Genomic DNA, 26,512 nt, shown 5'->3' on the forward strand with positions numbered 1-26,512 from the left:
TGAGGAGGAAAAAAATGTATACAGGAATGCCCGTAGATGCGAATTACGATATGGTGAATCCAGGAGATCAGAGGATTCGTCCATTTGGCTTCGGATTTGGCCGTCCATTTGGCTTTGGCTTCGGTAGACCATTTGGCTTCGGATTCGGCCGTCCATTTGGCTTTGGCTTTGGCTTTGGACCATGGGGATTTGGTTTACCATTTTTAGGTGGTTTAGCTGCTGGAGCGCTTTTAGCAGGCCCTTGGGGATACGGATATCCATACGGTTACGGATTCGGTTATCCATACGGCTACGGTTTCGGTTATCCATTCTGGTATTAAGCAAATATAAAAGCTTTGCCTTCCTGGCGAGGCTTTTGTTTCCTTTATCTTTCTTGATAACTGCTTGTTGTTACATCTTACTAATGAAAAGGGTTATAATAAAATAGTATTGGTTTATTTTAGAATTGATAACATTATTTGGAGGTAAGCACATGCGGATTGGAGTACCTAAAGAAATAAAAAACAATGAAAACCGTGTAGCCATGACACCTGCAGGAGTCGTGAATCTTGTGAAATTTGGTCATGAAGTAATGATCGAAAAAGGCGCTGGACTCGGCTCTGGCTTTATAGATGATGATTATAGTTCCGCTGGTGCGAAATTGGTAGAAACAGCTGAAGAAGCATGGTCGATGGAAATGGTGATGAAGGTTAAAGAGCCGCTTCCAAGTGAATATAAATACTTTCGTGAAGGATTAATACTATTTACATATTTACATCTAGCACCTGAACCAGAATTGACGAAAGCGTTAATTGATAAGAAAGTCGTCGGAATTGCCTATGAAACGGTTCAGCTAGCAAACCGCAGCCTTCCGTTATTGACGCCGATGAGTGAAGTAGCAGGGAGAATGGCTGCCCAGATTGGTGCTCAATTTTTAGAAAAGGTATATGGCGGTAAGGGAATTCTTCTCTCTGGTGTTCCTGGTGTTCAGAGGGGAACAGTAACGATTATTGGCGGAGGAGTAGCTGGCACAAATGCCGCTAAAATGGCGATTGGCTTAGGGGCCAAGGTAACGATTATTGATTTAAACCCTGACCGACTACGCCAACTAGATGATATTTTTGGATCAGACGTAACAACATTAATGTCTAACCCTTATAATATTGCCGAAGCAGTAAAGGAATCTGATTTAGTTATTGGTGCGGTTCTCATCCCTGGGGCCAAGGCACCCAAGCTTGTAACACAGGATATGATTAAATCAATGAAGCCAGGCAGTGTGGTCGTAGATATCGCCATTGACCAAGGAGGCATTTTTGAAACAACAGACCGAATTACGACGCATGATAATCCAACCTATGAGAGACATGGAGTTGTCCATTATGCGGTGGCCAATATGCCTGGTGCGGTACCGAGAACCTCAACTATTGCCTTAACAAACGTAACTGTTCCATATGCCGTAGAAATTGCCAATAAAGGCTATCAAAAGGCATGTCTAAATAATGAAGCATTGCTAAAAGGAATCAACACACTTGGTGGGTTTGTCACCTATGAGGCAGTCGCAGAGGCACACGGACTTGAATTCAAAGATACGAGATCATTGCTGGAAAAATAAATATTTAACATGGATCCATGAGGACAGCTTTAGTAGTTTGCGAACTAGTTCTGTTCTCATGGAGCTTTTATGAGGAAAGATTCCGTGGTTTTCGAGCTAGTTTTGTCCGCATGGGGATTCCATGAGGCCAGGTCTGGTGGTTTTTGGATTGATTTTGTCCGCATAGGGCTTCCATGTAGACAGTTTCATAGGTTTTCGAGCTAGCTTTGTCCGCATGAACCTTCCATGAGGACAGTTTCATAGGTAACGTACAAAAATTGTCCTCATCCTGCTATACATCTATTATTAACCAGTCAACAAAATAAGAAAAACCAGTTCCAAAATGGAACTGGTTTTATGTTTAGAACATATGTAGCCGCCTTTGCCGTATCTATATAAGAAAGTTTTAAACCACCACTCCTCAAAGTGGGTGTTTTCAGAAGCTTTTCTGCATGTCCTCCATGTCTTATAGACAGAGGCTTGTCATTCCGGCTTCGATGTTTAAACTCCCTATTACAGCTTATAAGGTTAAAACTTTATTATTATTACGTACAACGCAGCTTGTATTTGTATAATACACCATTTAACCGTACAATTCAATGTAAAACAAATCCAATTACTTAATAATCTGAAGCTCTTTCGGGAATTTCGTTAAAACTTTAGCGCCATCTGCTCCAATAAACAAATCATCTTCAATCCGGACACCGGCAACATTTGGAACATATATCCCAGGTTCAATGGTATAAACCATGCCCTCTTCAATAATTAGCTGATTGGTCTCCGTTAATGACGGATATTCATGAACGCTGATTCCAAGTCCATGTCCCAAGCGGTGTGGAAAATACTCGCCATAACCCGCATCCGCAATAATCCTGCGTGCCGTTAAATCGACTTCAGCAGCCGACACTCCAGGCTTACTTGCCTCAACCGCAGCAAGCTGTGCTTTTAACACGGTATCATAAATTTCTTTTTGCTTATCGTTTATATCACCAAATGCAACCGTTCTAGTTATATCTGAACAATAGCGATCCACGACGACACCTAAATCAAATAAAACTAAATCCCCTTTTTGGATTTTCGTTGTCCCAGGATTGCCGTGAGGGGAAGCTGCATTTGCACCTGTCAAAACCATGGTCGCAAAGGACATTTCAGTCACGCCCTTTTGCTTAAGAGCATACTCAACCGCATTTAGAACTTCCAGCTCTGTCCGGCCCTCTTTAATTTCACTTACACCGACTTCAATGGCATAATCCGCTAAGGCACACGCTTCTTCGATAATCTTTAATTCCTTAGCATCTTTGACCATTCGAAGAATTCTTAATTTTTCTTCCGCAGAAACATATGCTGCACGAGGGAATAGTCTTGAAAGATGTTCATATCGCTCTACATTCATATGCTCTTTTTCAATTGCAACCTTTGCAACAGCATTAATCCGCTTATTGATTGCATTTAACACCATGTCCCACGGATTTTCGATATCGCTGAAGCCAATGATTTCATGATCCCAGCCGGAGCGTCTTGCATCATGAACTTCCATAGCAGGACAGACAAGAAACGGCTCCTGCTCTTGAAAAACAACAAGCGCGAGCAAGCGTTCATGCGGGTTAGTATAATAACCGCTTAAATAAAATACGTTTTCAGAAGAGGTTAGGAAGCTAACTTCAATATCATTTTCCTTCATCCATGTCTGAAGCTTTTCTAAACGTTGATTCATTATTTGGAGCCCCCCTAAAAATTTCAAATCCACTATGAGATTATCAATATTAAAAGTAATTGTAAACTATCTGACCTTAGCATGTGCTAAAAGAGGACAGTTGTGGATATAAATGAGGAAGGAAATCCAAACTTTTTATGGAAGTACATAATAGACCAATTTTGAAAGGGGATTAAAAATGAAAATTTCTTATCATGGCCACTCAGTTGTACAAATTAATTCGAATGGGAAAACAATTATTATCGATCCATTCATTTCTGGAAACTCATTGACAGATTTAAAAGTCGAGGATGTAAAACCAGATGTTATTATTTTATCACATGGCCACGGTGACCATGTCGGCGATACCGTGCAATTAGCCAAAAAGCATAATGCCCTTGTCATCGCCAACGCTGAGCTTTCTGAATTCTTAAGCTGGCAAGGAGTAAATACCCATGCCATGCACATTGGAGGTGCTTATCAGTTTGATTTTGGGAAAGTGAAGCTGACTCAGGCGTTTCATGGTTCGAGCTATACGCTAGAAAACAAACAAATCGTTTACTGCGGCATGCCTGCTGGAATTCTGTTTATGAATGAAGGCAAAACGGTTTACCACGCCGGTGACACCGGCTTATTCTCTGATATGAAATTAATAGGAGAACGTCACCCAATTGATCTCGCCTTCTTGCCAATCGGTGATAATTTTACAATGGGGCCTGAAGATGCTGCATATGCAGCAAAACTATTGAATGCAAAAACCGTTGTTCCAATGCACTATAATACCTTCCCGCCAATCAAACAGGACCCATATCAATTTATTGAAATGCTGGATTCAAAAAATGGCAGAGTGTTAAATCCTGGAGAAGCAATAGAATTATAAAGTTCCTAGGCTTTCGCATACTTTTTTTCCTCTCAAATGCATAAAAATGAAACAAGCACTTATGAAGGAGGAAGAAAGTTGAAGAAAAATAGATATTTACTATGCCTGTTGCTCTGTGGATTTATGCTTTATTTTGCTTTACCGCGATTATCGCTTCATGCTGAGGGGATAGAGGGTGCTTTTTCTATTGTCTGGCTGGCCTTTGCATTAATTGTAATGGCAGGGAATTTAACAGGGATTTTATATAGTCCTAAGAAAACTGTTCAAAAAATCCAATCTCAGAAATTAAAGAAAAAATCTCGCTCTTTTCATTAATCAGTGAGAAACCGCATTGAATCAAGACTTTTTAAACTTTATAATAAAATTTATACGTAATTTGCTAATCTTGACAGAATAGATTGGAATTTGATTATAAAGGGTGAAGGTCTTGGCTACTAAGCATGAACAAATATTACAATACATTGATGGACTTCCAATCGGTGAAAAAATATCAGTGCGGCAAATCGCCAAGGCGATGACGGTAAGTGAAGGAACAGCCTATCGTGCGATTAAAGAAGCAGAAAATAAAGGCTATGTCAGCACGATTGAACGAGTTGGAACGATTAGAATTGAACGAAAAAAGAAGGAAAATATTGAAAAGCTTACTTTTGCCGAAGTGGTAAACATTGTTGACGGCCAGGTTCTAGGCGGACGAGCAGGATTGCATAAAACCCTTAATAAATTTGTTATTGGTGCGATGAAATTAGAGGCTATGATGCGCTACACTGAGGCTGGCAATCTGTTAATTGTCGGGAACCGAACACAGGCCCATGAGCTTGCAATAAAGGCTGGTGCAGCTGTCCTAATTACAGGTGGATTTGATACGGAGGACCATGTTAAAAAATTAGCGGATAAACTGGAACTGCCGGTCATCTCCACCAGTTATGATACGTTTACGGTTGCCACAATGATAAACCGGGCTATTTATGACCAGTTAATCAAAAAAGAAATTATTTTGGTGGAAGATATTTTAACTCCTATTTCCGAAACCTTCTTTCTAAAAACCTCTGATAAAGTGTCAAAATGGCATGAATTAAATCAGCAAACGACACATAGCCGTTATCCTGTAGTCGACCAAAACATGAAGATTCAAGGAATGGTGACGAGTAAGGATGTGTTAGGTCAAAATGCAGATACTTCTATCGATAAGATTATGACCAAACATCCAATGACTGTAAATGGGAAGACGAGTGTTGCTTCCACTGCCCATATGATGGTGTGGGAAGGAATTGAGGTTCTTCCTGTTGCGGATGACTCCAACCGTTTGGAAGGCTTGATCAGCAGGCAGGATGTCTTAAAAGCACTTCAAATGAACCAAAGACAGCCTCAAGTCGGCGAAACGATTGATGATATCGTAACCAATCAGATGGTGTTAATGCAGGGAAGGGCAAAAGGGGAAGATGTATTTTCTTGCGAAGTAACCCCGCAAATGACGAACCATCTTGGGACGATTTCCTATGGTGTGTTCACGACCATTGTCTCGGATGCTGCGAATCGAGTGCTCAGAAGCTACAAAAAAGGGGACCTCGTAGTAGAGAACATGACCATCTACTTTATTAAACCCGTTCAAATGGAAAGCAGGCTGGAGATTTTTCCAAAAATACTGGAAGTAGGCCGTAAGTTCGGGAAAGTGGATGTAGAAGTGTTCAATGAAGGTGTCTTAGTTGGAAAAGCGATGATGATGTGCCAGCTAATAGATAGAACTTAATAATATTAACCAAATAAAAGCCGCTTCCTATGAACGAAGCGGCTTTTATCTATTATTTTTGCATATCAAGCTCTTTTGCTTCCTCAATGGCAAAAGGCAGGTAGTGTTTGTATTTTTTGTATCCTATCAAGCTGAATAAAGCCCCATAGATAATAAAAATTGCGGCAACAATGTAAGTGCCTGTTGACTGAGATACAAATAAGGAATTTATCCCAAAAAAGAAAACGAAAAGCCCTAGGGCAATATTTGATTTAGCAGAAAGCCATTTCTTTTCGACTAAACGGTTGCTTCGAATGTATTTTGTTTTATAAAATAAATAAAAAGCAAATAATATGACGATTAAAAAGGCAAAAACTAGCATGATCTGTTCCTCCATGTTTAAAATCATCTATTATTGTAACTTTTATTTTTAAAAAACGCCATATTTCGTTGTAAAAAGGAGATTGTATGAAAGAGAAAATTTTGGAAACAATTGAACAATATGACACGATTATTGTCCATCGTCATGTGCGCCCCGACCCAGATGCCTATGGCTCCCAAGGTGGATTAGTTGCGATTCTGCAAGCATCCTATCCGGAGAAAAAGATTTATGCAATTGGACAAGAAGAACCGACCTTGCACTTTATGCGCCGGCTTGATGTGATTGAGGATGAGGTCTATAAAGGCGCTTTAGTTATTGTTTGTGATACAGCCAACCAAGAAAGAATCTGTGATAAGCGCTATACTTTAGGAGATAAGATCATTAAAATTGATCATCATCCAAATGAAGACCCGTATGGTGACTTATTATGGGTCGAAACGACCGCAAGTTCATGCAGTGAAATGATTTATGAATTTTATCTGTATGGAAAAGATAAAGGTTTGAAAATGAATGATGAAGCGGCACGGCTGTTGTTTGCTGGAATTGTCGGGGATACAGGAAGATTTCTGTTTCCTAGTTCAACAGAAAAGACATTCACCTATGCTGGGGAATTAATTCATTACAATTTCTCACGGACTGAGCTATTTGATAAAATGTACGAATTGGATGCCAATATAATTAAGCTAAAAGGGTACATATTACAAAACTTCGGATTACATGAGAACAGCGTAGCCTCTGTGAAGTTAACAAAAGAATTATTAGCCGAATACGATGCAAGGCCGGCTGAGGCATCTCTTCTTGTTGGGATCTTAGGAGATGTAAAAGGGATTAAAGCATGGGTTTTCTTTATTGAAGAAAATGATCAAATTCGCGTGCGTTTACGCTCAAAGGGTCCTGTTATTAATACGGTTGCCAGAAAGTTTAAAGGTGGCGGCCATCCGCTTGCAGCTGGTGCGTCCATCTATTCATGGGATGAGGTAAGCCAAGTCCTCAAAGAACTAGAGGAAGTATGTAAAGGTTAGTTCAAATGAAAAATCGGTCCCCTTCAATGGACCGATTTTTTTATTTGTCAAATTGCAGCTCTACTTGAATGGAGAGGGTGGTATAAATGACCATTTCCTTAACCTTGAGCTTATATCTCTTTTCATTGATTTTCAATGGCTTGTTTTCAATGATTTTTTTCAGGAGGTCCTTGCTTTTGTATACAGTGTCTAAGTCCTTGGCCAGCATGATACTTAAATCATCCCTAACAGCCTCTTCAGTTTGAAAGGTACTAAAATAATCAAGCTTATACTTTTCATAATTTGTGATTTTAATGTTTATTTTTTGAACTGTAATTTTTTCTAAGTTCCGCTTGTTTAACTCCTTATATTCTTCCTGCCAAATTTTCTTTTCATTATTTAGATCAGAAATATTATCCTGGAGGCTAAGGATTTGTTTTGAATACTTCTCCTGCCAAACTCCGTGTATATATAAAAAAATGCACCAGCTAATCGCGCCGCCAATCACCATTCCAGAAAAAAATCGCTGCCAGGAGGGCCTGCGGTAATAGGGAGGGATTCTCATGATGAAATATGCTCCTGAGTCAGCCAATTGATGATAAGCGCCCCAGTCTGAGCGCCGCCTAATGCCGAAAGAATAAGTAAAAATTGTTTAAAAAGATCTCTGGTTTCTGCATTAAGGATTCCCCTCTCAAAACTATACACGGTATCAAAGGTTCCGCCAATCGCCGCGACGATCGCCCAGATTCTTAGTGCAGAAGATAAGCGATACACCGTAGTTAAGGGAGGTTGTCCAGTTAAGAAAGAAGCAATCCCCCCGATCAATGCTCCTCCAAGAATGACTCCTAAGGCAATAAAATAGCTTTCAATAAACGCAGGAAAAAAACCAATTTCTTTCATTCCTTCATCCGCCCCTATAAAAATAGTCCTTATATTCATCTATATGGACAAACCATTGTTATTATGTTCAAATTGAGAACTATCTAGCTGCAGCGCCTAGGGGCTCGAGTCATAAGCCTATCCGTCATGAAGGTTAAAAAACAACCTTCAAGCCGGCTCGTCTTATGCTTGTCGCCCTTGGGCAAGGCGCTTCCGCTTTTAAATTAAAATGAGAACATATTTTCCTTTTTTAGTATGAAGTTCTATAATAGATAGTGAGATAATTTATAAGGGTGTGACGTTTATGTCTTTTATTCACCTTCATGTATATAGTGCGTATAGTTTGTTGACAAGCACGGCTTCTGTCCCGGAATTAATCAAAAACGCCCAATCAAAGGGCTTTCGGGCACTTGCCTTAACCGACAGAAATGTGATGTATGGCACCATTGAATTTTATAAGCTCTGTAAAAAGCATAATATAAAACCGATTATCGGCTTAACCGTGGATGTTGCCAGTGAGATAAATGAAAACGAAGCATATCCACTCGTGCTACTTGCCGAAAATGATCGTGGTTTTAAAAATCTTTTAAAAATATCCAGTGCTGTTCAAACAAAAGTAGAAAATGGGATACCCCTAAAATGGCTAAAGCATTATTCTGATGGGCTGATTGCCATTACACCGGGACTTGAAGGCGAAATCGAACAGCTTTTATTAAAGGGCAGCGAGGATTCGGCACGTGCATTAATTAAAAGATTGACCACTATTTTCGGCAGTTGCAACTTTTTCTTATCACTGCAAAATCATCAGCTTGAGAAAGAGTTAACTATCCGGAATCAGCTTCAGTCCGTTTCGAGAGAAATGAATATCCCCATGGTTGCCTCCAATCGTGTCCATTATTTAGAAAAAGAAGATACCTTTGCTCACGAATGTTTGCTTGCGATTAAGAATGGTGATAAATTGCAGGATGATCATAGGGAGAAATTGGGAAGTGATCAATTCTATTTAAAAACCACAGCAGAAATGATAGATGCTTTCTCAGAGGTTCCAGAAGCTTTAGAAAATGCTTTGAATATTGCCGATAGATGTCAGGTAAATATTGAATTAAATAAAACCTATTTGCCGACTTATCCGACGGAAAATGGGATACCCGCAGAGGAATACCTTGAAATGCTTTGTAAAAAAGGCCTTCTCGAACGCTTTTCCTCTCCTAACGAAGAGTACTATAACCGGTTATCCTATGAATTAGAAGTAATTAAACGAATGAAGTTTAGCAATTATTTTTTAATTGTCTGGGATTTTATGAAATATGCCCGTGAAAATGGAATATTAACAGGCCCTGGAAGGGGGTCCGCTGCAGGATCTCTAGTTGCATATGTTTTATATATTACCGATGTCGATCCATTAACACATAATTTGTTATTTGAACGTTTTTTAAATCCAGAGCGGATTTCTATGCCCGATATTGATATCGATTTTCCAGACCATCGCCGTGATGAAGTAATTGAATATGTTGCAAAGAAATACGGAGAACTTCATGTAGCGCAAATTGTTACATTTGGGACACTTGCTGCCAAGGCAGCATTAAGAGATGTCGGCAGAGTATTCGGCTTGAATTCAAAAGAGCTCGAGCAATTATCGAAGTTTATCCCTTCCCGGTTAGGAATTAATATCCAATCTGCCTACAATGAATCAGAGGGGTTCCAGCGGTTTGTCCAGGAATCTTCGATCAATCGAAAACTTTTTGAAACAGCATTAAAGCTGGAAGGGCTGCCCCGCCATACCTCTACCCATGCCGCAGGGGTGGTTATTAGTGAAAAGCAGCTCATAGAGTTAGTTCCGATTCAAAAGGGCTCTAACAATGTCTATCTAACCCAATATTCAATGGAACACTTAGAAGAGATTGGTTTGCTAAAGATGGATTTTTTAGGACTTCGGAATCTATCGCTTATAGAATCCATTTTATCTTCTATATCACGTCATACAGGAACGAATCTGGATATCAGGTCGATTCCATTAGAGGATCCAACTGTCTTCGACCTATTATCAAAAGGGGAAACGACAGGAATTTTCCAGCTGGAATCAGAAGGGATGAGAAAGGTTTTAACACGGTTAAAGCCATCAAGATTTGAAGATATTGTTGCAGTTAATGCACTTTATCGGCCAGGCCCAATGGAGAATATCCCGCTGTTTATTGACAGGAAACATGGCGGGCAGTCAGTCGAATATCCGCATCCGGATCTCCAGCCAATTCTTGAGAATACATATGGCGTCATTGTTTACCAAGAACAAATCATGCAAATTGCTTCGAAAATGGCTGGGTTCTCACTCGGGGAAGCAGATTTGTTAAGAAGGGCTGTCGGGAAAAAGCAAAAAGAGGTACTGGACAAAGAGCGCCATCACTTTGTTCAAGGAGCGCTTAAAAAAGGATACAATCTATCACTCGCCAATGACATTTATGATTTAATTGTTCGATTTGCCAATTATGGATTCAATAGAAGCCATGCGGTAGCCTATAGTATGATTGCATATCAGCTTGCCTATTTAAAAGCAAATTTTCCAGTGTATTTCATGGCTGGATTACTGACATCTGCTATTGGAAACGAGGTGAAAATCGCACAATACATTATGGAAACAAAGCAGAAGGATATCGTCATTCTGCCCCCGTCCATTAATCAGAGCGGTTATTCCTTTTTAATTGAAAAAGGGGCCATCCGCTATAGCCTTGCAGCGATTAAAAGCGTTGGAGGCACTGCTTTAAAAGAAATTTTTCAAATAAGAAAAACAAAGAAGTTTCTGGACTTATTTGATTTTTGTATTCGGGTTTCCTCGAAAGCAATAAATCGGAAAACAATGGAGTCTCTTGTTCATTCCGGAAGCTTCGATGAATTTGGCGAGGATCGTGCCGTACTGCTTGCCAGTTTGGATGTTGCCATAGAACATGCCCAAATATTCAAACCAGATGATTCTAATCAATTTGATTTATTTGAGGAAGAATTTAATCTTAAGCCGAAGTATGTTGACGTCGACCCTATCACCCAGGAAAATAAACTATACTTTGAAAAAGAAGCACTTGGACTCTACCTGTCAGACCATCCAATCTCTATTTTCGAAAAGAATTTAAAAAAGATAGGTGCGCAGGTGCTGTTTCATCTTAAAACTGATCAGCGAAGAGTGGGTGTAGGAGTCTATATTTCCTCATTGAAATCCATTCGCACAAGAAAAGGGGATTCGATGGCATTTTTAATGGTGAGTGATGGCAGCGGAGAAATGGAGGCAGTCGCATTCCCCAATGTGTATAAAAAAGCTTCGCTCTTGTTAGGGCAGGGGAAATTTGCCTGGCTGGAGGGGAAAATAGAAGAACGGGACGGAAAACGGCAGTTTATCATTCAACAAGTAAATGATTTAGAACAGTGGCTAGAAACCAAAATAAATAATCAATCCGTTTTGTATTTGAAAATTGTCAGGGGAAAACAGGATGAAACTTCGCTTAAGCAAATTAATCATGTCTTAATGGAAAATAAAGGGGAAACGGGAGTTGTATTGCATTATGAAACAACCCGTAAAACCATTAAATTAGGATCAGAAAATAATGTTAATCCAACCTCAATTTTATTAGAACAATTAAGGACTATTCTCGGTTCAGAAAATGTTGTACTAAAAGATTAATTCTTTACAACTATCGTAGATATGTTATAGTGATAAAGAGACAAGTGTGGTCTGACCACCAATATAATAGGATGTTCTAATCATTTTTTTGTAATTATTCGAGGGGTGACATGTCTTGACTTTACGTGAAGAAGCATTACATATGCATCGGATTAACAAGGGCAAATTAGAATCAAAATCAAAAGTGCAAGTTCGGAATGCGACTGATTTAAGCCTAGCTTATTCACCAGGTGTAGCCGAACCATGTAAAGAAATTTATGAAAAACCAGAAACCGTATACGACTATACCATGAAAGGAAACATGGTTGCAGTAGTATCTGATGGCACAGCGGTTCTTGGACTTGGTAATATTGGTCCGGAAGCGGCTCTCCCAGTAATGGAGGGAAAAGCAGTATTATTTAAAAGCTTTGCCGGGGTCGATGCTTTTCCGATTTGCTTAAACACTACAGATGTTGATAAAATTGTTGAAACTGTTAAGTTACTTGAGCCAACCTTTGGCGGCGTAAATCTTGAAGACATTGCAGCTCCAAATTGTTTTGTAATTGAGGAAAGACTGAAAAAAGAAGCCAATATCCCAATCTTTCATGATGACCAGCATGGTACTGCAATTGTAACCGTTGCAGGTCTAGTCAATGCCTTAAAGCTTGTTGGCAAGAAAATGACAGAAATTAAAGTCGTTGCAAACGGTGCAGGGGCTGCTGGGATTGCTATTATTAAATTATTATATAGCTATGGTGTAAGAGATATCATTATGTGTGATACGAAGGGTGCCATCTACGAGGGCCGCCCTCAAGGTATGAACAATGTAAAAGCAGAAGTAGCAAAATATACGAATCGCGACAATCTTTCTGGCAGTCTTGCAGATGTTATTAAAGGTGCCGATGTCTTTATTGGAGTATCTGTTGCTGGGGCTCTAACGAAAGAAATGGTAGCATCCATGAATCCAGACTCAATCATTTTTGCGATGGCTAATCCAGTTCCAGAAATTATGCCTGAGGATGCAAAAGAAGCAGGAGCGAAAGTAGTAGGAACAGGCCGCTCTGATTTCCCAAATCAAGTAAACAATGTACTTGCTTTCCCAGGCATTTTCCGCGGTGCCCTTGATGTTCGTGCTACACATATTAACGAAAAAATGAAAGTGGCAGCAGTGGAAGCGATTGCGGGATTAATCCATGAAGATGAGCTAAATGCAGATTATGTTATTCCAGCTCCATTCGATCCAAGGGTTGCTCCAAATGTGGCAGCAGCAGTCGCAAAAGCTGCGATGGAAACAGGTGTCGCCCGCATAAAAGTAGACCCAGAAGAAGTGAAAGAAAAAACACAAAGGCTCGCTTTGATTGGCAAAAGTGAGTGATTCCATTAGTGACAAGCTCAAAGGTTTATTTAGAGATTGTAAAGCAATTACGAGAAATGATTACAATTGATGGACTGAAGCCAGGAGATAAAATCCCTTCAGAACGAGAATTGTCAGAGCGCCTGAATTTCGGGCGCTCTTCAGTTCGGGAAGCATTAAGAGCATTAGAATTACTTGGCTTAATTGAAACACGCCGCGGTGAAGGAACATTTATCAGAGACTTTCGCGGTAATCAGCTGGTCCAGCTTCTCGGCACATTTATTTTACAGGATGAAAAAGCCAAACGGGATGTGTTCGAAACTAAAAACTATATCGAGATGGATTGTCTTCGTTTGGTCCTTCAAAGGATGGACGATCATCATTTAGCCATTTTGCATGATTGGATTAATAAAGAAGAACATTTTACAGATGATGAGTTCTTTTACCGAATCATCGAAATGTCTGACAATCACCTCTTCTTGAGGATTTGGTTAATCTTAAAAGAGTATTATTATTCTTTAAATCCCATTCAGGGTACCTATAAGTTTGAAGACTATATACTTTTGCTAAATGGATTAGCTGATAAAGATGAAGCAAAAACACTTTCTGCATACTACAACTTAAGAAATTTGTCTTCATTCTAACGACAAGAACTAACAAATTTTGAACTCTTTTTATTTTATAGTGAATTCTGTACAAGCCCAATTTTTAAGGGAATTTTAATCATCTAGTGGTCTGACCACTTTTGTGAATATAAACGTATGAAGTTTAAATAAGATAGAAAGACTTCTGAATAGAATATAGTGGGGAATCGTCCCATAATGCAGAAGCGAACCAGGGAGGTTTAATTTTGGCGCTTAAAGATCTTTTTACAAAAAACCAAACAAAAAAGAAAAAATATGCAACGATACCGACAGAAGCAGCGAAAAGTGATGTTCCAGAAGGAATAATGACGAAGTGTCCTACATGTAAGAAAATTATGTATTCAAAGGAACTTTCCAAAAATTTATTGGTTTGTTTACATTGCGGACATCATTTTCCGATGAATGCGAAAGAACGAATCGATAGCTTTATTGATGAGGGAAGCTTTGAAGAAATTAATGAAAATATGATTTCCAAAAATCCACTTAATTTTCCTGATTATTTGGAAAAGCTTGAAAAGGACCGGCAAAAAAGTCAATTAAATGAAGCAGTTGTTACGGGTATAGGGTCAGTTGGCGGACATAAATTAGTCGTAGCCATCATGGATTCATCCTTCCGAATGGGAAGTATGGGATCAGTTGTTGGTGAGAAAATTACACTTGCAATTGAAAAAGCAGATGAACTTGGTGTACCTTTTGTCATTTTTACAGCTTCTGGCGGTGCTAGAATGCAAGAGGGTGCTTTAAGCTTGATGCAAATGGCAAAGACGAGTGTTGCTTTAAAGAAATTCAGCGACAACGGCGGCTTAATTATTTCCATTATGACCCATCCGACAACAGGCGGCGTTTCTGCAAGCTTTGCCTCATTAGGGGATTACAACCTCGCTGAACCAGGCGCGTTAATAGCATTTGCCGGACGGCGAGTTATTGAGCAATCAATCCGTGAAGAATTGCCTGAGGATTTTCAAACAGCAGAGTTTCTATTAAAGCATGGTCAGCTGGATGCAATTATTTCACGTCTTGACATGGTAGAGAAAATCTCAACCATTCTAGATATTCATCAACCAGGGGGTGAACTGGCATGATTGGAGAATTGGAATTTGAACGCCCGGTAGTGGAGCTAAGGAAGAAAATCAGTGAATTAAAGGAATTCACAAAAAACGCTGATGTGGATTTAAGCTCTGAAATTAAAAAATTAGAGGGACGTTTAGAAAAGCTAGAGCAGGATATTTACGAAAATATTAAACCATGGGACAGAGTCCAAATCGCTCGTCTCGCGAATAGACCGACAACCCTGGATTATATTTCCTTCCTGTTTGAAGATTTCTTTGAATGTCATGGTGATCGCACTTTTGCTGATGATGAAGCGATTGTGGGCGGAATAGCAAAATTTAAAGGTCTTCCGGTTACCGTCATTGGTCATCAGCGGGGAAAAGACACAAAGGAAAACATTCGCCGGAACTTTGGAATGCCACATCCTGAGGGCTATAGAAAAGCCCTTCGCTTAATGAAGCAGGCAGATAAATTTAATCGGCCAATTATTTGCTTTATTGATACAAAAGGTGCCTATCCAGGGAAAGCTGCAGAAGAACGGGGCCAAAGTGAAGCGATTGCCCGCAATCTGTTTGAGATGGCTGGTTTAAAGGTACCCGTTATTTGTATTGTTATAGGAGAAGGCGGCAGCGGCGGGGCCTTGGCTCTTGGAGTAGGGAACCGCATTTATATGCTTGAAAACTCAACCTACTCGGTTATTTCACCAGAAGGGGCAGCCGCAATTTTATGGAAGGATGCCTCTTTCGCTAAAAATGCCGCAGAGACGATGAAAATTACCGCTCCTGACTTGAAAGAGCTCGGCGTAATTGATGCCATCATCCCTGAAGTAAAGGGCGGTGCTCATAAGGATGTTCAAGAACAGGCGGAGGAAATTGAAAAGATTCTTAGTGACTCACTAAAGCAACTGTTAAAATTATCTGAGGATGAATTAATTTCCGATCGGTACAATCGATTCCGCTCAATCGGTGAATTTGCTTTAATCAATGATCTTATTGGAGTTAAGTAAAAAATCGTGCTCAGTGGGGCACGATTTTTTTTCACCCGTTCAATAAATAAACATGAAAATTTCAAGGAATAGACAATGATGACGCTTACACTTGAGTATAAAACGCTTCCAGTTTACTAACTATTCTGTCTATTATAATTACTAATACGATTGGGTTGTTATGGCTATTTCTTCATGTTATTTTATTAATATTCAAGGGTTTTATGTGAATAATAAAAGAAGGTATTTTGGCATATTCTGTGTTTCTTTCAATGAATGATTACATAATTTTTATTTTGATATTGAGGTGATATCCATGAAAAAAATTGGGGTACTTACGAGCGGTGGAGATTCCCCTGGGATGAATCCAGCCATCCGCGCTGTTGTTCGAAAAGCAATCTATCATAACGTTGAAGTTTATGGTATTTATGGAGGGTATTCCGGATTAATCTGTGGAAATATTAAAAAATTAGAGCTCGGTTCTGTTGGGGACATTATTCATCGTGGTGGTACAATGCTGCATTCAGCACGGTGTCCGGAGTTTAAAACAAAAGATGTCCAGCTAAAAGGGATCGAGCAGCTGAATGTCCATGGGATTGAAGGCCTTGTTGTTATTGGCGGTGATGGTTCATACCGTGGGGCGAAGGCATTGACAGAGCTTGGCTATCCATGTGTCGGTGTTCCTGGAACGATTGATAATGATATTCCTGGAACAGAACTTACAATTGGTTTTGATACGGCATTAAATACAGTTATAGATGCAGTGGATAAAATTCGTGACACTGCTACATCCCATGAAAGAACTTTTGTCATTGAAGTAATGGGCCGGGACGCAGGGGATATTGCTCTATGGGCAGGACTAGCAGGCGGTGCAGAAACCATTCTTATTCCTGAAGAGAATTATGACATGAATGAAGTAGCTGACAGGCTCCGTAAAGGACAAGAGCGCGGGAAAAAGCATAGTATCATCATTGTTGCTGAAGGTGTCTGCAGCGGCGTGGAATTTGCCAAGGAGCTTCAAGAATTAACGAATTTTGACACTCGGGTTTCAGTGTTGGGGCATATGCAGCGCGGAGGATCCCCGACAGCTGCTGACAGAGTACTAGCGAGCAGATTGGGAGCAAGAGCAGTTGAGCTCCTTATTGAAGGAAAAGGCGGCCGAGCCGTAGGTATCGAAAATAATCAGCTAGTTGATTATGACATTGTTGAAGCATTAGGCCGGAAACATGTATTAGATCTTGAATTGTTTAAGCTATCAAAGGAATTATCTATTTAACTATTTTGTAGTATCGGAGGATAACAAGGATGTTACGTAAAACAAAAATCGTTTGTACGATTGGTCCTGCAAGTGAAAGTGTTGAAAAATTAACCCAATTAATAAATTCAGGAATGAATGTGGCCCGGTTGAATTTTTCCCATGGGAATTTCGAAGAACATGGCGGACGGATTCGAAATATCCGCGAAGCAGCAGAGTTGACTGGAAAAACCGTTGCCATTTTACTTGATACAAAAGGCCCGGAAATTCGTACAAACAATATGGTGAACGGCGCGATTGAGCTAAAGGCCGGAGAAAATATAATTGTTTCAATGACGGAAGTCGAAGGAACAGTTGAAAAATTCTCTGTTACATATCCAGGCCTGATCGAAGATGTGCATATCGGTTCAAAAATCCTGCTGGACGATGGATTGATTGGACTTGAAGTTATCAAGATAGATACTGACGAAAATGAAATTCATACTAAAATTTTAAACAGCGGCACGTTAAAAAATAAAAAAGGTGTTAATGTTCCGGGGGTGTCGGTTAAACTGCCGGGCATTACAGAAAAGGATCGACAAGATATCCTTTTTGGAATCGAACAAGGAATTGATTTTATTGCCGCTTCATTTGTTCGTACGGCCAAAGACGTGTTAGAGATCCGTCAGCTTTTAGAAGAGAATAATGCTGCGCATATCCATATTATCCCTAAAATTGAAAACCATGAGGGCGTAGATAACATCGATGAAATTCTAGAGATTTCTGATGGTTTGATGGTGGCTCGTGGAGACCTTGGCGTCGAAATTCCTGCAGAAGAGGTTCCGCTTGTTCAAAAAATGCTCATTAAGAAATGTAATGCACAAGGAAAGCCTGTAATTACAGCTACTCAGATGCTCGACTCTATGCAGCGAAATCCAAGACCAACAAGAGCAGAGGCAAGCGACGTAGCCAATGCTATTTTTGATGGAACAGATGCTATTATGTTATCAGGAGAAACAGCTGCGGGCCTTTATCCGGTGGAAGCAGTTCAAACCATGCACAATATTGCTTCTAGAGCAGAACAGGCTTTGGATCATAAAGAAATTCTCTCAAGCCGCAGTAAAGATACTGAACACAATCTTACCGATGCCATTGGCCAGTCTGTAGCTCATACGGCTTTAAATTTAGAAGTAAATGCGATTATTACTCCGACCGAAAGCGGACATACTGCAAGAATGATTTCCAAGTATCGTCCTAAAGCTCCGATTGTTGCGGTAGCTGCTAATGATTCTGTTTCCCGCCGTTTATCTCTTGTTTGGGGTGTTTATACGCGAGTTGGAACAATGTGCGCAACAACTGATGAAATGCTTGATATTGCTGTTCAGGAAAGTTTAAACAGCGGGATCGTTAAGAGTGGTGATTTAGTAGTCATTACTGCAGGTGTACCAGTCGGTGAAGCTGGAACTACAAATCTGATGAAAATTCATGTTGTCGGCGATATTATCACAAAAGCTCAAGGAATTGGCCGAAAGTCTGCATTCGGTAAAGTGGTTATAGCTCATAATGCACAGGAGGCTTTAGAAAAAGTAAAGCCAGGCTCAATTCTTGTGACAATTGGTTCGGATCGTGATATGGTTCCTGCAATTGAAAAATGCGCCGCTCTCATTACCCAAGAAGGCGGATTAACAAGCCATGCTGCTGTGGTTGGATTAAACCTAGGCATCCCAGTAATAGTTGGCGTGGACAATGTGATGGAATTATTGAAGGAAGGCCAAGAGATAACCGTCGATGCAACAAGAGGAGTTATCTATAACGGGCATGCAAGCGTCTTATAATAAAAAAGTCAGCTTCCTATTTAATTTGGAGCTGACTTTTTTTCTGCTATACTTGCTTCCCTTTTATAAAGGACCAAACATCATGAAAGACATTGGCTCGATATAGTGTGCTAATAATAACGAGGGTAACTGGTCCGACAATCAAGCCTAAAAAACCAATTAATTTAAAACCAACAAAAAGTGCAATTAAAGTGGCTAATGGGTCGAGGCCAATACTGGAAGAAAGAATTTTCGGCTCCATGATTTGCCTTTGAACTAAAACGATGATATAGAGGACGCCAAGTCCAATTGCAAGGCCCATATCACCGCCGATTGCTTCATAAATAATCCACGGAACAAATACTGCACCTGTTCCAAGGTATGGGATGATGTCAACAATTCCTGTAACCAAAGCAATCGTAATCGCATAATCAACCCTTAAGACAAGAAGACCAATTAAAATAATAATTGTTGTAATAGAGATAAGTGTCAATTGTGCTCTAATAAAGCCAAATAATGCCCTCTTTAAGTCAACGAAAACGGTTCTGCCGCTCCTTTTTGCTTTTTCAGGTAAAAGTCTTCCTCCCATGGCCGATAAACGATACCAATCCTTGCTGATAAAGAAAGTAGCCAAAAGCGAAAAAATGAGCACGGTTGCCACATTTGGAAACCAGGAAATGATATTTGGAATTTTTAAAAATAAATTTTGAATAAATGATCCAACCGTAGAGCCGATTTTCTGACCGACATTTTGGATATTGGAAATGATTGTATCCTGCTGTCCGGTTTCAAGCTTATTAAATACACTCGTTAATTGATTGTAAAGCGGAAGAATTTGGCCTGTAAAATAATCCTCAAGATAATTAATGAGCGTATCCAGATGTTCTGGTACTACCTTAGCTAAATAAGTGGCACCTGATACAATCTCAGCTACTAATAGTGTAATTAACCCGGCAAATAAGGCAAATATAATAATTAGAGCAAGGAAGACCGAAAGTACCCGCGGCATTTTCGCTTTTTTTTCAAAAATATTGACGAGCGGGTTAATCATAAGAGCAATAATAAGGCCGATAATAAAAGGATAAGCAACCTTTGATACAAAATAAAAAGAAAAGAGTGCTAAAACGACGACACCAATGACAAGTAAAAATCTTAATGTTTGATATATGTATTTAGGATTCAAGCATAGACCTCCTATTCATAACGAAATATTGGTTTTAGTTTACCATTTTATAAGCGTTTGTGTATAATTTTCCAAATCTCAAACATTAATACGAAAGTAATGAATAAAAGTTTCAAAAACTTAGAAAACAAAAATACCCTATCAATTCAGGATTCTGACCTTTTTTAAATGTTATGGTACAATAATTTGTATGTGGAAATGGTGTGACAAAATGATAAGCCAGCCTGTTTTATTCCTTATTTTATTATTGATCATTGGATTTCTTGCTAAAAATAGTTCATTAATGTTGGCTATAGCAGTCCTGCTCTTTTTAAAGCTGATCGGCATGGATACTAAATCCTTCTCGTTTCTGCAAGCGAAGGGGATTAATTGGGGAGTTACCGTGATTACCATCGCTGTACTAGCACCGATTGCAACGGGTGAAATTGGCTTTCGAGACTTAACAGGTGCCTTTAAAACCCCTTATGCATGGATTGCACTTGTCTCAGGGATGCTTGTGGCATTGCTGGCGAAAGGCGGCGTAACCTTATTAGCAAATGATCCACAGATTACAACAGCCTTGGTTTTAGGAACTATTCTTTCTGTATCCATCTTTAAAGGTGTGGCGGTTGGCCCACTGATTGGCGCTGGGATTGCCTATGCCTCCATGAAAATCTTTAGTTTTTTTACTTAGATTTTTTGTGAAATAATATTTTTTTTAACAAATTCAGGCCCTTTTCATTCACAAAGTTCTGATAATTGTTTATAATAGGCTTGTAAGCGTCACCTTTTTTACATAAATCATATATGTATACAGTATTACTTGTAAAAATTTTTTTATCATGTGAATGAAAAGGCATTCAATTTTTTTATTTCTTATCCTGAGCAATCGCTCAATGAAATTTTTTGTTAACAAAATGGGTAATGGGGAAAATTAGTATGTGAAGGAGAGATTAACTATGTCAGTAACACGTGGTCTTGAAGGGGTAGTGGCAACAACTTCCTCCATTAGTTCAATTATTGATGACACGCTAACATATGTTGGCTATGACATTGATGATTTAGCTAAAAATGCTAGCTTTGAAGAAGTTATTTATTTATTATGGCACCGCAAGCTTCCTAATGCCGAACAATTGGCTGAATTAAAACAGCAGCTTGCTGAAAACGCTGCACTTCCAAAAGAAGTAATCGAGCATTTTAAAATGTACCCAATTCAAAAAGTACATCCAATGGCAGCCCTTCGTTCAGCAGTATCTTTATTAGGCTTATATGATGAGGAAGCAGATCTTATGGACACAGAAGCGAATTATCGAAAAGCTGTCCGCCTGCAAGCAAAAATGCCAGCAATTGTAACTACGTTTGCCCGCGTTCGAAAGGGTCTTGACCCAATCGCTCCAAGACAAGATTTAAGCTTTGCCGCAAATTTCCTTTATATGTTAACAGGCAATGTACCAGATGCAATTGCGGTAGAAGCAATTGACAAAGCATTGGTATTACATGCTGACCATGAATTAAATGCATCTACATTCACAGCACGTGTATGTGTTGCTACATTATCGGACGTTTATTCAGGTGTAACCGCAGCCATTGGTGCTTTAAAAGGCCCTCTTCACGGTGGTGCTAATGAAGCCGTAATGAAAATGCTTACAGAAATCGGTACATTGGAAAATGTTGAGCCATATGTACGCGGTAAGCTTGAAAACAAAGAAAAAATCATGGGCTTTGGCCACAGAGTATATCGTCAAGGCGATCCACGTGCCAAGCACTTAAAAGAAATGTCAAAGAAATTAACTGAGTTAACAGGCGAACCGCATTGGTACGATATGTCTGTTAAAATTGAAGGCATCGTTACAGGAGAAAAGAAACTTCCGCCTAACGTTGACTTCTATTCTGCATCTGTATATCACAGCTTAGGAATTGATCATGACTTAATGACGCCAATCTTTGCCGTAAGTCGTGTTTCCGGCTGGCTTGCACATATTTTAGAGCAATATGAAAACAATCGACTTATCCGTCCTCGTGCTGAATACACAGGTCCTGGAATGCAGAAATATATTCCAATTGAACAAAGAGGATAATATTTTTCATTTTTTTAAAAATTGTTGTAAAATAGGAGAGTATGAAAAGGTTAGGGACCTTGGTTCTCTAACCTTTGATTCAGTCCAACATTTTTAGTTTTCATACATAATAGGAGGGAGAACATCTATGCAAGGCGAAAAAATTACGGTAACAAATGGAGTATTAAATGTACCAAACAATCCAATTATCCCATTTATTGAGGGAGACGGTATTGGTCCTGATATCTGGGCTGCTTCCGAAAGAGTTTTAAATGCAGCTGTAGAAAAGGCTTATAAAGGCGAGCGCAAATTGGTATGGAAAGAAGTTCTAGCTGGAGAAAAAGCATTCAATCAAACTGGCGAATGGCTTCCACAAGAAACTTTAGATTTAATTAGTGAATACCTAATTGCTATCAAAGGACCACTTACAACTCCAGTTGGCGGAGGAATTCGTTCGTTAAACGTTGCTTTACGTCAAGAACTTGATTTGTTTGTGTGCTTACGTCCTGTAAGATGGTTTGAAGGCGTTCCTTCTCCAGTTAAGCGTCCACAAGATACGGATATGGTAATCTTCCGTGAAAACACAGAAGATATTTATGCTGGTATCGAGTATGAAAAAGGAACTGAAGCAGTTAAAAAGGTAATTGATTTCCTTCAAAACGAAATGGGTGTAAATAAAATCAGATTCCCAGAAACTTCTGGTATCGGTATTAAACCTGTTTCTGAACAAGGTACAACACGTCTTGTTCGTGCTGCTATTAACTATGCTATTAAAGAAGGCCGTAAATCCGTTACACTCGTGCATAAAGGCAATATCATGAAATTCACTGAAGGCGCGTTTAAAAACTGGGGTTATGAGCTAGCTGAAAAAGAATTCGGCGATAAGGTCTTTACATGGGCTCAATATGATCGCATTAAAGCTGAGCAAGGTTCAGATGCTGCTAACAAGGCCCAAGCTGATGCTGAAGCTGCAGGCAAAATCATTGTTAAAGATGCGATTGCTGATATCTTCTTACAACAAATCCTAACTCGTCCACGTGAGTTCGATGTTGTTGCAACAATGAACCTAAACGGTGACTTCATTTCTGATGCTCTTGCAGCACAAGTTGGTGGTATCGGTATTGCTCCTGGAGCTAACATCAACTATGAAACTGGACATGCCATTTTTGAAGCAACTCACGGTACTGCTCCAAAATACGCAGGTCTTGATAAAGTAAACCCTTCATCAGTTATTTTATCTGGTGTATTATTGCTTGAGCACTTGGGTTGGAACGAAGCGGCTACAATGGTCATTAAATCAGTTGAAAAAACCATTGCATCCAAAGTTGTTACTTATGACTTTGCCCGCTTAATGGAAGGTGCAACTGAAGTGAAAACTTCTGAGTTTGCTAATGAGCTAATCAAAAACATGGAGTAATATTTTTAAAGGGCTGTTTTTAACAGCCCTTTGATTAAATTTTTTAACGGAAAAAGGGGAGAGCTAATATGTCATTAAAGCGTAAAAAGGTTTCTGTAATCGGTGGCGGATTTACTGGTGCAACTACTGCATTTTTACTTGCACAAAAAGAACTTGCTGACGTTGTTTTAGTTGATATCCCGCAAATGGAAAACCCAACAAAAGGTAAAGCATTAGATATGCTTGAAGCTAGTCCAGTTCAAGGCTTTGATGCAAATATCACAGGTACTTCCAACTATGAAGATACAAAGGATTCTGATATCGTTGTTATCACAGCAGGGATTGCTCGTAAACCAGGCATGAGCCGTGACGATTTAGTCCAAACCAACCAAAAAGTAATGAAAAGTGTAACACAGGAGATTGCAAAGTACTCTCCAAACTGCACAATTCTTGTATTAACAAACCCGGTTGATGCAATGACGTATACCGTATTCAAAGAATCTGGCTTCTCTAAGAACCGTGTAATCGGTCAATCAGGTGTTCTTGACACAGCTCGTTTCCGTACATTTATATCACAAGAATTAAACCTTTCCGTAAAAGATATTACCGGCTTCGTTTTAGGCGGACATGGTGACGACATGGTTCCTCTTGTTCGTTACTCTTATGCAGGCGGCATCCCGCTCGAAACTTTAATTCCGAAAGATCGTCTTGATTCAATCGTTGAGCGCACTCGTAAAGGCGGCGGCGAAATCGTAAACCTTCTTGGAAACGGAAGCGCTTACTATGCTCCAGCAGCCTCCTTAGTGGAAATGTGTGAAGCGATTCTTAAAGACCAACGCCGCGTTCTTCCTTCAATCGCTTATCTTGAAGGCGAATATGGATACGATGGAATTTACCTTGGTGTTCCAACGATCCTAGGTGCTAACGGTATTGAAAAGGTAATCGAGCTTGAGTTAACTGCAGACGAAAAAGCAGCATTAGACAAATCTGTTGATTCTGTTCGCAACGTAATGAACGTATTAGCTTAATAGATTGTTTTTAAATTCGGGGTTATGGGGACCCCGAATTTTCTCTATATTTTTTTGGAATCGCTTACAAAGGGGTGTGTTTTTTAGATGCTTTTAGGGAAAAAAAGAAAACTAGGGAGAAGAATTGAAGAAATAACCGTTGGGGAAAAGTTAACTTTAACTGAGAAGATTGAGGATAAAGATCTGCTTCTCTATTTAGGCTTAACAGATGATGCCAACCCGCTTTATATTCAACATGACTACGCATCGCAAACACCATTTGAAAAACCAATTGTACCAAGTATTATGCTGACCGGCATGATTACTTCGGCCATTTCAAAATATTTACCTGGGCCGGGGAGCCATATTTTAAGCCAAAATCTTGATTTCCCAAAGCCTGTTTACCATTACGGAACCGTCGAGTTTTTATTCGAAATCATTAATGTGGACAGTGATGACCATACTGTTTTAATTCAGGTGGCAGCTGTCAACGAAAAAAATGAAACCGTCATAAACGGTACGGTGAAAGTATGCCCTCCACATCGGTTGCAGGAAATTCATGGCACGGCGTTGGATAATTTTTAAGAAACGGGCTCTTGAGTGTTCATGAGGACTAAGATTGGTGAGATGAATCCGAATCTGTCCTCATGGAGTGTTCATGAGGACAAAGATCGGTAAGAAGAAGCCGAACCTGTCCTCATGGAGTGTTCATGAAGATAAAAATCGGTAAGGTGGATCCGAACCTGTCTTCATGGAGCGTTCATGAGGACAAAGATCGGTAAGGTGCATCCGAACCTGAATTCATGGAGCGTTCATGAGGACAAAGATCGGTAAGAAGAAGCCGAAACCTGTCTTCATGGAGCGTTCATGAGAACATAGATCGGGAAGAAGAAGCCGAACCTGTCCTCATAAATCTTTCAATAGGCCATAATAGGAAAATAATTATTCGCTTACATAGTAAGAATACTTACCATGCCCAATCCTTTTAAACTTCTTGGTCAATAACCTATTAATTTTCTTCTTTGACACTGCTCCCCCACACCACTCAAAAACACAATTCGTTGTAATTCTCTTAACCGGAAACAAAAGTTTTATTTCCTGGACACACCGTAAAACAGCAGAATCAACCTCTTCCTCGGATCCACAATCATTACAGAACATTTTCCCGCTTGAGCCTGAACCTGACCCTATAATTGAAACCTTAAATGAATTGCAGATTCTACAAGTAAGCCCCTTCCGCATTTTTTCAAAAGAATATGCGGGCAGCACTGTATACGGGGATTCAACCTGATGCAAAGAAACCAGTTTCTCCGCCAGCATTTTATGCCTGTTAGATAGTTTTGACGGCAGGGAATTAAATTTTTTCATGAACTTTTTTAATTGTGTTGGATGAATAATAGGCTCGTTAGGGGGCGATTGATATAAGGTGAACTCGGGGTTGATAAATACAACGTAGCCCTTAATGGGGATATTATATCCCATGTTTTGAAGTAATTGACGGAGCAGTAAAGTATTCTTATTCAGCTGATCTAGTGAATTCTGATATTCCTTCCCAGAAAATGATACCAACTTATTAGTTTTGAAAATAAGATCGTATTCATAATTTTTTACCTCAAATAGATGGATTGTTTCTTGAAAAAGGATTACTGTATCATTTTGGAAACTAGTATTACCTGTCTTAAGCAGCAAATCATTTAAAATATAGCATTCATTCTGAAGCTGCTCTGTTAATAAATCAAACTGAACTTCCCCTTCATAGCCTTTCTTAAGGTTGAAATAGTGCTTTTTTTCATCTGCGGTTAATTCCATTCTTGTGTTTAAAATTCTTAATATTTTTAACTCCCTTGATGCAATGCGAGGTTTAAAAGCCATCATCCACTTCCTTTCTATTTTCAACCTTAATTTTACAAAAAAATATATCTGCGACCGAGCGACAAAAACGACTAATTTGTTAACTTTTCCACTTGGATTATTTTCTCAAATAATAGGAAAGATAAAAACAAATCATGGAAGGAAATGGTGAGTATGTGGA

General features: G+C 39.4%; 24 protein-coding genes and 1 other RNA gene. 18 read left to right on the plus strand and 7 right to left on the minus strand.

Annotation, left to right across the window (positions count from 1 at the left end; all coding sequences use genetic code 11):
* The first annotated feature begins 14 nt into the window (after positions 1 to 14).
* On the plus strand, positions 15 to 320 hold the full coding sequence (locus LC455_RS11485; protein ID WP_440446392.1) for a hypothetical protein: 306 nt from the start codon (positions 15 to 17) through the stop codon (positions 318 to 320).
* 152 nt (positions 321 to 472) lie between these two features.
* Positions 473 to 1,591: an alanine dehydrogenase gene (gene ald / locus LC455_RS11490; RefSeq protein WP_223591004.1), complete on the plus strand. Its 1,119-nt coding sequence runs from the start codon at positions 473 to 475 to the stop codon at positions 1,589 to 1,591.
* Positions 1,592 to 1,939: 348 nt separating this feature from the next.
* Here the strand turns inward: ald and ssrS are convergent.
* Positions 1,940 to 2,136: non-coding RNA, 6S RNA (gene ssrS, locus LC455_RS11495), on the minus strand.
* A gap of 50 nt (positions 2,137 to 2,186) precedes the next feature.
* Positions 2,187 to 3,284, minus strand: a complete 1,098-nt coding sequence (locus LC455_RS11500; protein WP_223591005.1) for a M24 family metallopeptidase — start codon at positions 3,282 to 3,284, stop codon at positions 2,187 to 2,189.
* Between the two features lie 178 nt (positions 3,285 to 3,462).
* On the opposite strand from LC455_RS11500, the gene LC455_RS11505 reads away from it, so the two are divergent.
* From LC455_RS11505 to LC455_RS11515, 3 genes are all read left to right on the plus strand, one after another.
* A complete protein-coding gene (locus LC455_RS11505; RefSeq protein ID WP_223591006.1) occupies positions 3,463 to 4,143 on the plus strand; it encodes a metal-dependent hydrolase in 681 nt (226 codons plus the stop codon).
* Between the two features lie 78 nt (positions 4,144 to 4,221).
* The gene (locus LC455_RS11510; RefSeq protein ID WP_223591007.1) at positions 4,222 to 4,458 is read left to right on the plus strand and encodes a hypothetical protein; all 237 of its coding nucleotides are present in this window, start codon (positions 4,222 to 4,224) and stop codon (positions 4,456 to 4,458) included.
* A 112-nt stretch (positions 4,459 to 4,570) separates the two neighbouring features.
* Positions 4,571 to 5,890: a CBS domain-containing protein gene (locus LC455_RS11515; protein ID WP_223591008.1), complete on the plus strand. Its 1,320-nt coding sequence runs from the start codon at positions 4,571 to 4,573 to the stop codon at positions 5,888 to 5,890.
* A gap of 52 nt (positions 5,891 to 5,942) precedes the next feature.
* On the opposite strand, the gene LC455_RS11520 is transcribed toward LC455_RS11515, so the two are convergent.
* The gene (locus LC455_RS11520) at positions 5,943 to 6,251 is read right to left on the minus strand and encodes a YtpI family protein (RefSeq protein ID WP_223591009.1); all 309 of its coding nucleotides are present in this window, start codon (positions 6,249 to 6,251) and stop codon (positions 5,943 to 5,945) included.
* Between the two features lie 86 nt (positions 6,252 to 6,337).
* Between LC455_RS11520 and LC455_RS11525 the strand changes: the two genes are divergently transcribed.
* On the plus strand, positions 6,338 to 7,273 hold the full coding sequence (locus tag LC455_RS11525; protein ID WP_223591010.1) for a DHH family phosphoesterase: 936 nt from the start codon (positions 6,338 to 6,340) through the stop codon (positions 7,271 to 7,273).
* 40 nt (positions 7,274 to 7,313) lie between these two features.
* Here the strand turns inward: LC455_RS11525 and ytrI are convergent, their stop codons facing one another.
* Positions 7,314 to 7,817, minus strand: coding sequence for a sporulation membrane protein YtrI (gene ytrI, locus LC455_RS11530; RefSeq protein ID WP_223591011.1), 504 nt, complete (start codon positions 7,815 to 7,817; stop codon positions 7,314 to 7,316).
* Positions 7,814 to 8,152, minus strand: a complete 339-nt coding sequence (locus LC455_RS11535; RefSeq protein WP_223591012.1) for a YtrH family sporulation protein — start codon at positions 8,150 to 8,152, stop codon at positions 7,814 to 7,816. The genes ytrI and LC455_RS11535 overlap by 4 nt, the downstream gene beginning before the upstream one ends.
* A gap of 283 nt (positions 8,153 to 8,435) precedes the next feature.
* Here LC455_RS11535 and dnaE point away from each other — a divergent pair, with 283 nt between their 5' ends.
* From dnaE to pyk, 7 genes are all read left to right on the plus strand, one after another.
* Positions 8,436 to 11,798: a DNA polymerase III subunit alpha gene (gene dnaE / locus LC455_RS11540; protein WP_223591014.1), complete on the plus strand. Its 3,363-nt coding sequence runs from the start codon at positions 8,436 to 8,438 to the stop codon at positions 11,796 to 11,798.
* Between the two features lie 115 nt (positions 11,799 to 11,913).
* Positions 11,914 to 13,152 carry an NAD(P)-dependent malic enzyme gene (locus LC455_RS11545; protein ID WP_223591016.1) on the plus strand — a complete coding sequence of 413 codons (1,239 nt, stop codon included), beginning with the start codon at positions 11,914 to 11,916 and terminating at the stop codon, positions 13,150 to 13,152.
* Positions 13,153 to 13,208: 56 nt separating this feature from the next.
* On the plus strand, positions 13,209 to 13,775 hold the full coding sequence (locus tag LC455_RS11550) for a FadR/GntR family transcriptional regulator (RefSeq protein ID WP_440446397.1): 567 nt from the start codon (positions 13,209 to 13,211) through the stop codon (positions 13,773 to 13,775).
* A gap of 206 nt (positions 13,776 to 13,981) precedes the next feature.
* Positions 13,982 to 14,857, plus strand: coding sequence for an acetyl-CoA carboxylase, carboxyltransferase subunit beta (gene accD / locus LC455_RS11555; RefSeq protein ID WP_223591018.1), 876 nt, complete (start codon positions 13,982 to 13,984; stop codon positions 14,855 to 14,857).
* Positions 14,854 to 15,831: an acetyl-CoA carboxylase carboxyl transferase subunit alpha gene (accA, locus tag LC455_RS11560; protein ID WP_223591019.1), complete on the plus strand. Its 978-nt coding sequence runs from the start codon at positions 14,854 to 14,856 to the stop codon at positions 15,829 to 15,831. Before accD ends, accA begins: the two co-directional genes overlap by 4 nt.
* A 295-nt stretch (positions 15,832 to 16,126) precedes the next feature.
* The gene (pfkA, locus tag LC455_RS11565; protein ID WP_223591020.1) at positions 16,127 to 17,086 is read left to right on the plus strand and encodes a 6-phosphofructokinase; all 960 of its coding nucleotides are present in this window, start codon (positions 16,127 to 16,129) and stop codon (positions 17,084 to 17,086) included.
* A 29-nt stretch (positions 17,087 to 17,115) separates the two neighbouring features.
* Entirely contained in the window at positions 17,116 to 18,879 is a 1,764-nt protein-coding gene (gene pyk / locus LC455_RS11570) for a pyruvate kinase (RefSeq protein ID WP_223591021.1), read from the plus strand.
* Between the two features lie 46 nt (positions 18,880 to 18,925).
* Here pyk and ytvI read toward each other — a convergent pair whose 3' ends face one another.
* Positions 18,926 to 20,041: a sporulation integral membrane protein YtvI gene (gene ytvI, locus LC455_RS11575; RefSeq protein WP_223591022.1), complete on the minus strand. Its 1,116-nt coding sequence runs from the start codon at positions 20,039 to 20,041 to the stop codon at positions 18,926 to 18,928.
* 211 nt (positions 20,042 to 20,252) lie between these two features.
* On the opposite strand from ytvI, the gene LC455_RS11580 reads away from it, so the two are divergent.
* The 5 genes from LC455_RS11580 (at position 20,253) to LC455_RS11600 (ending at position 25,065) form a co-directional block, all read left to right on the plus strand.
* Positions 20,253 to 20,714 (plus strand): DUF441 domain-containing protein, encoded by a 462-nt coding sequence (locus tag LC455_RS11580; protein WP_223591023.1) that lies wholly within the window; start codon positions 20,253 to 20,255, stop codon positions 20,712 to 20,714.
* A 265-nt stretch (positions 20,715 to 20,979) separates the two neighbouring features.
* A complete protein-coding gene (gene citZ, locus LC455_RS11585) occupies positions 20,980 to 22,098 on the plus strand; it encodes a citrate synthase (protein WP_223591024.1) in 1,119 nt (372 codons plus the stop codon).
* Between the two features lie 127 nt (positions 22,099 to 22,225).
* A complete protein-coding gene (icd, locus tag LC455_RS11590) occupies positions 22,226 to 23,494 on the plus strand; it encodes an NADP-dependent isocitrate dehydrogenase (protein ID WP_223591025.1) in 1,269 nt (422 codons plus the stop codon).
* Positions 23,495 to 23,562: 68 nt separating this feature from the next.
* Complete coding sequence (gene mdh / locus LC455_RS11595) at positions 23,563 to 24,501, plus strand: malate dehydrogenase (RefSeq protein WP_223591026.1); 939 nt, start codon at positions 23,563 to 23,565, stop codon at positions 24,499 to 24,501.
* 87 nt (positions 24,502 to 24,588) lie between these two features.
* Positions 24,589 to 25,065 (plus strand): MaoC/PaaZ C-terminal domain-containing protein, encoded by a 477-nt coding sequence (locus LC455_RS11600; protein WP_223591028.1) that lies wholly within the window; start codon positions 24,589 to 24,591, stop codon positions 25,063 to 25,065.
* 357 nt (positions 25,066 to 25,422) lie between these two features.
* Here the strand turns inward: LC455_RS11600 and LC455_RS11605 are convergent, their stop codons facing one another.
* Positions 25,423 to 26,355: a nuclease-related domain-containing protein gene (locus LC455_RS11605; protein ID WP_223591030.1), complete on the minus strand. Its 933-nt coding sequence runs from the start codon at positions 26,353 to 26,355 to the stop codon at positions 25,423 to 25,425.
* Positions 26,356 to 26,512 lie beyond the last annotated feature (157 nt).

It is taken from the genome of Neobacillus bataviensis (assembly GCF_019969725.1).